At 42.3% G+C, this 6,738-nt stretch carries 3 protein-coding genes; all 3 read left to right on the top strand.

What is annotated here, in order from left to right; translation table 11 throughout:
* Positions 1 to 173 precede the first annotated feature (173 nt).
* The gene (locus RWS39_RS08865; protein ID WP_314482665.1) at positions 174 to 3,626 is read left to right on the top strand and encodes a GBS Bsp-like repeat-containing protein; all 3,453 of its coding nucleotides are present in this window, start codon (positions 174 to 176) and stop codon (positions 3,624 to 3,626) included.
* Between the two features lie 1,098 nt (positions 3,627 to 4,724).
* Positions 4,725 to 6,122, top strand: coding sequence for a bifunctional UDP-N-acetylglucosamine diphosphorylase/glucosamine-1-phosphate N-acetyltransferase GlmU (gene glmU / locus RWS39_RS08860; protein ID WP_314482662.1), 1,398 nt, complete (start codon positions 4,725 to 4,727; stop codon positions 6,120 to 6,122).
* Positions 6,123 to 6,130: 8 nt separating this feature from the next.
* Entirely contained in the window at positions 6,131 to 6,682 is a 552-nt protein-coding gene (locus RWS39_RS08855; RefSeq protein ID WP_125352938.1) for an NUDIX hydrolase, read from the top strand.
* Positions 6,683 to 6,738: the final 56 nt, after the last annotated feature.

Genomic DNA, 6,738 nt, shown 5'->3' with positions numbered 1-6,738 from the left:
ATTTTTTGGTCTTTCCCAGCTCTTTTTTATTTTTGTTTACGAATTACATAATAGAAAGAATAGGTTTCGATTCAGTTTTGGATTAAGCGAAACAAATTTGTTACCAATTTGTAATAATTATCCTATTATGCTACAATAAAGGTGTGCAACTCTAAAAAGGATGGAGAAAGCGTATGAAAACAAAAGGATTAGTTTATTTAGCTAGTACAGCTATTTTATTAGCAGCCAGTGCTAATAGCGTTTTTGCTGACGAGACAAATCAAGCAGCAAATGATAGGCAGCAAACGGAACCTTCAGCTGCTGTGACCAATCGAGATACTTCTAAACAGGCGGATCTAGCTAACAAGGCTTCAGAAGTAGATTCTGAGACGAAGAAAGATAGTGGTGCATCTGAAGCTTCTTTAGGTAAAAATGAAAAAGTCACTTCAAGTTCATCTGAAAAGGATGGAAACTCGCCGTTTGAACAGTCTAAGAACGATTTAGGATCAGTCCCTTCTGAAAACATTTCTTCAGGGAGAGCTTCATTTAGATCTGTGACAGCTTCTTCTGATAAGCCACAAGAGGCAGAAACAAAGCCAGAATCTGATCCAAAAGTGAGAGTTTCTCGTGCAGTTGATGACAAGCCTCAAGGGACTATCAATATTACAAATGCTGATCCAAATGCTGGTACTTTCGATGTTCATGTAACCAATATTTCATCCCCTAAGCCCATCAAAAAAGTCGCCCTACCAACTTGGTCCAGCGTGAATGGTCAGGATGATATTATCTGGTACGATGCTAAACGACAAGTGGATGGCACCTATAAAATTAGCGTTACAGCTCGTGACCATAAGATGTCCACAGGTGAGTACAATATCCACCTCTACTATCTGCTGGAAGACAATCAGCTAGTCGGTATAGGTGGTACAAAAACAACTGTTACCATCGGCAAACCACAAGGAAAAATTGATATTGTCAATAATAATCCAGACACAGGCAGTTTCGATGTTGTTGTCTCAGGAGTTTCTAATCCTTATGGTGTGAAAAAAGTTGTTGTTCCTGTTTGGTCTAGTGTCAATGGCCAAGACGACTTAGTCTGGTACGAGGCGCAGCGCCAGACCAATGGCAACTACACTGTCACAGTCAAAGCTTCTCACCACAAGAACTCTCTAGGTGAGTACAATATCCATCTCTATTATGTTCAGGATAATGGTCAGCTGGTCGGTGTAGGTGGTACAACGACTACAGTTTCTAAGGCTCAGCCTAAAGGAACATTGAAAATTGGAAACAATAATCCAGATACAGGTAGTTTCGATGTCGTTGTTTCTGGTGTTTCCAGTCCTTATGGCGTCAAGGAAGTCAAGTTACCGACCTGGTCCAGCGATAAAGGTCAAGATGACCTGATCTGGTACACAGCAGTCAAGCAGGCGGATGGTACTTATCTAGCAACCGTCAAAGCAGTGAATCATAAGAAATCAACAGGCGAATATAATGTTCATCTTTACTACATTCAAGATGACGGTCAGCTGGTTGGTGTAGGTGGCACTCGAACAACAGTTAGCCTATCTCAACCTAAAGGAACCTTGAAAATTGAAAACAACGATCCAGCTACTGGTAGCTTTGATGTCGTTGTCTCTAACGTTTCCAATCCTTATGGTGTTAAGGAAGTCAAACTGCCGACTTGGTCTAACGATAAAGGTCAAGATGATCTAGTCTGGCATACAGCAATCAAACAGTCTGATGGTACCTATCGGGCTCGCATCCAGGCTCGCGATCACAAGAATTCTTTGGGAGACTACACTGTTCACCTTTACTATATCCAAGATGACGGTCAATTAGTCGGTGTAGCAGGCACCCAGTTCAGCCTAGCAGCTAAGCCTAAAGGGACTTTGAAAATTGAGAACAATAATCCGGATACGGGCAGCTTTGATGTTGTTGTGTCTGATGTTGTCAGTCCTTTTGGTGTCAAGAGCGTGCATCTTCCGATTTGGTCTAGTGATAAAGGCCAAGATGATATTGTTTGGTACACAGCGACCAAGCAGTCCGATGGCACCTACAGGGCCAGCATTCAAGCCCGCAACCATAAGATGTCCACAGGTGAGTATCATATCCACCTCTACTATCTTCAAGATAATGGCCAGATGATTGGGGTTAGTGGCACAACAACTACTGTTTCTGTCGCTAAACCAAAAGGAACTCTCACGATTGCCAATAATAATCCAACAACAGGTAGTTTTGATGTTGTTGTGAGCGGAGTGAGCAGTCCAGAGGGAGTTCGTGAAGTGCTTCTGCCAACTTGGTCTAGCACCAATGGTCAGGACGATATTATCTGGTATCGAGCAGTCAAGCAGTCTGATGGTACCTACAAGATGAATATTAAGGCGAGCGACCATAAATATTCTACAGGTGAGTACAATGTCCATCTCTATTATGTAGGGAATAATGGCCAGTTGGTCGGAGTTGGAGGAACCAAGATGACCGTATCTCTAGGAACTCCCAAAGGTAAGCTGACCATCCAGAACAACAATCAACAGACAGGTACCTTTGAAGTGGTAGTTTCTGAAGTTGAGAATGCTTATGGAGTCAAGGAAGTCAAATTGCCAACTTGGTCAAGTGCTAACGGTCAGGACGATATTATTTGGTACACAGCAGTCAAGCAAGCCGATGGTACTTACAAGGCACAGGTCAATCTACGTGACCACAAGTATTCTACAGGCGAATACAATATCCACCTCTACTATGTTCAGAATGATGGCCGTATGGTCGGGGTTGGAGGCACGAAGACAACAGCAAATGTAGCTTCAGAACACATTAAGCCAACGGGTCAAATCACCATTAAAAATAATAATCCTCGATTGGGCACATTCGAAGTTGTAGTAACTAATGTTTATAGTCCAAAAGGAGTCAAGGAAGTCAGCCTGCCGACTTGGTCGAGTGTCAATGGTCAGGATGACATTGTTTGGTATCGGGCTCAAAGGCAAGCGGATGGTAGTTATAAGGCCCTAGTACGCACCTCTAGCCATAAATACTCTACGGGAGAATACAATATTCACCTCTATTATGTTCAAAATGATGGTAGTTTGGTAGGCGTTGGTGGAACGACTACAACAGTCAACAGGGGAGTTTATGATACGCCATATTATTCACAACGTGATCCTAGATGGGCTGGATTATATTATGGAAAATATAATTTAGCAGCTACTGGCTGTGTTCCTACTACATTAGCAATGGCTATTTCTGGTATTACAGGCCAAACTGTTTTACCAACAACCGTAGCGGACTTCCTTTATCACCATACAGACTCCTTTAACAAAAATGGTCTATTTGGAACGTCAAGTAAGGGTATTGTCCAAGGGGCACAGAACTGGGGACTGACAACAGACGTCTTACATTCATCAGCAGCACTTAAAGAAGCTTTGGCAGCAGGCCATCATGTCATGGCAGCCGTTGGTAGCAGTGTCTTTGCCAGCCATTTTGTTACCCATGAGATAGTCTTAAGAGGCTATCAAAATGGCCAAACGCAGGTCTATGATCCTTATAATGCTAATAATAACGGTTGGTACTCAGTGGATTATATCTTTGGTTCAAAGAGCGGAGCGCCTGAAGATAATACAGAAGGTTCACCATTTATCTCTGTGAGAGCCTAGATTACAGCTGGTCACAAAGCAATTTATATGGGACTTTACTAACAGTACCTACATTCAGGAGGTTGGGACAAAAGAGTCCCAGCCTCTTTTTTATGCCTAGCTTGTAAATATCATGCAGGAAAAAAACTCACAGAGCCTCAACTAGTGTGAACTGTAAGTCGCTAGACTAACAGCCCTACTTAGAGATTCTATGAGTTTTTGATTATCATACCATATCGGAAGATGATTTACGTATTCATCTTGATATTTTCAAAAGTGTAAGTTGTAACTTATGTCCTAACGAATGCCATTCCAAGCACACTTCCCCAATAATATTTCCATCTTGTTTTTTCAAGATATTTTTTAAATGAGATTAATTCATCGGACTTATTCTTGAGCACCTCGTCACACACAAAAGGATACAACTTAAATGCCAAATAACTGATTTGGTCCCCCTTTTGTAGCCCTTTGGCACTAGTTAGGAGCTCTTCCCGTAACTTTGAGCTAATGATGATACTATCGTTATTATAGATCCTGTCAATCTGTTGGTAGTATTCATCTCTTTTCTTGCGATTTTTAGTAAATATCATAACCAACATCTCCTTACAACTTTAAATTATAAATTGGCTAGTTAAAAACAATAAAACTATAAAATGGAGCTCACAATCCTTGGATTGCATCATCCCAAAGTGGATCACCTAATAATAGTATTTTCCTAGTAGATTTATAGAGTTTTCTGCACTTCATAAGGTAGGAGCAAACATTCATGCTTAGGTCATTATAGCAAATATCTCTTTGCATATCAATTTTAAATGTATAATCGCCATCAAAATTTTGACAATAGGAGCAATAGACATATAGTATTTAAGAAGAACAATTTGCTGGTCATTCGTCGCTATCAAAAGCTAGTATAAACGAACGAGAAATCATTTTTAGACCTGCAAAAAGACGTTAAAAAATTGATCTGGATGGAGTGGATTGCGGATTGAGGACAGTGGTTTGGTCAATGACTTGAAGCTTTTTCTCTAAGTGCGATTTCATGCTTCTGCAATTTGCATTTTAAAAAATTCTCTTTTAGTGGTATAATAAGGGTAATATCTTAGAGAAAAGAGTTCATTTATGACAAATTATGCCGTTATTTTGGCTGCGGGTAAGGGTACTCGCATGAAATCAGATTTACCAAAGGTCTTGCACAAGGTGGCAGGAATTTCCATGCTAGAGCATGTTTTCCGTAGTGTTAGTGCGATTGATCCTGAGAAGACTGTCACTGTTATCGGGCACAAGGCGGAGCTGGTCGAGCAAGTCTTGGCAGGTCAGACCGAGTTTGTTCGTCAGACCGAGTTTGTTCGTCAGACCGAGCAGCTGGGAACTGGTCACGCGGTCATGATGGCTGAGCCTGTTTTGGAAAATCTGACGGGTCAAACATTGGTCATTGCTGGTGACACTCCCCTGATTACGGGAGAAAGCTTGAAAAATCTGATTGACTTTCATATCAACCACAAGAATGTTGCGACAATCCTGACAGCAGAAGCGGACAATCCTTTTGGCTATGGCCGGATCGTGCGCAACCAGCACGGAGAAGTTATCAAAATTGTCGAGCAGAAGGATGCTTCTGACTTTGAGCAACAAATCAAGGAAATCAATACGGGGACTTATGTCTTTGACAATGCCCGTCTCTTTGAGGCCCTCAAAAATATCAACACCAATAATGCGCAGGGAGAATACTATATCACAGATGTGATTGGCATTTTCCGTGAAAATGGTGAAAAAGTTGGTGCTTATACGCTAAAAGACTTTGACGAAAGTCTCGGTGTCAACGACCGCGTGGCTTTGGCGACAGCTGAAAGCATTATGCGCCGTAGAATTAATCAGCAGCATATGGTGAATGGTGTCAGCTTTGTCAATCCAGATGCGACCTATATTGATGTAGATGTAGAAATCGCACCTGAAGTGCAAATTGAAGCCAACGTGACTCTGAAAGGTCAAACCAAGATTGGGGCAGAGACGATCCTGACCAATGGGACTTATATTGTAGATTCAGAAATTGGAGAGAGAGCTGTTATCACCAGCTCCATGATTGAAGAATCTATCGTTGCAGATGGAGTGACGGTTGGCCCGTACGCCCATATCCGTCCAGGTTCTAGTCTGGCTAAGGACGTCCATGTCGGCAACTTTGTTGAAGTTAAGGGTTCTTCTATCGGCGAAAAAACCAAGGCTGGTCATTTGACCTACATTGGAAACTCTGAGGTCGGTGCCAATGTCAACTTTGGTGCGGGAACAATTACGGTCAATTATGATGGTCAGAAGAAGTATAAGACTATCATTGGAGATAATGTCTTTGTTGGTTCAAATTCGACTATTATTGCCCCAGTTGAGCTGGGTGACAACTCACTGGTCGGTGCGGGTTCTACCATCACGAAGGACGTGCCAGCAGATGCCATTGCTCTGGGACGTGGTCGTCAGATTAACAAGGAAGATTATGCTAAGCGTCTTCCTCATCACCCTCAAAATAAGTAGGTTCAGCCATGGAATTTGAAGAAAAAACCGTCCAACGGACGGAGATTTATCAAGGACCGATTTTCAAAGTGGTTCAGGATCAGGTAGAGTTGCCAGAGGGTAAGGGTCAAGCCCAACGGGATTTGATTTTTCATAATGGCGCGGTGGCTGTGATTGCTATCACTCCGGAAAATAAGATGATTTTGGTCAAGCAGTACCGCAAGGCGATTGAAGCGACTTCTTACGAGATTCCAGCTGGGAAGTTGGAGCTAGGAGAGAATGCAGATCCGCAAGCGGCTGCCCTCCGAGAATTAGAAGAAGAGACGGGCTACACTGGCCAGTTGGAGCTGGTTTATGATTTTTATTCTGCCATCGGTTTTTGCAATGAGAAAATCAAACTTTACAGCGCCAGCCATTTGACAAAGGTCGAAAACCCTCGTCCCCAAGACGAGGATGAAACATTGGAACTTTTTGAAGTCAGTCTGGAGGAGGCACATCAGTTGCTGCAAAACGGTGACATCTGCGATGCCAAGACCATCATGGCCCTTCAGTACTGGCAACAAAAAAATCTGAATAAATAGGAACGTAGATCAATGGGAAAAGCTTTATTAACAGATGAAATCATTGAGCGGGCCAA

It is taken from the genome of Streptococcus cristatus (assembly GCF_963529205.1).
Lineage (GTDB): Bacteria > Bacillota > Bacilli > Lactobacillales > Streptococcaceae > Streptococcus > Streptococcus cristatus_O.
The sequence above is the reverse complement of the archived record's forward strand: the minus strand, read 5'-3'. Positions and strand labels throughout refer to the sequence as shown.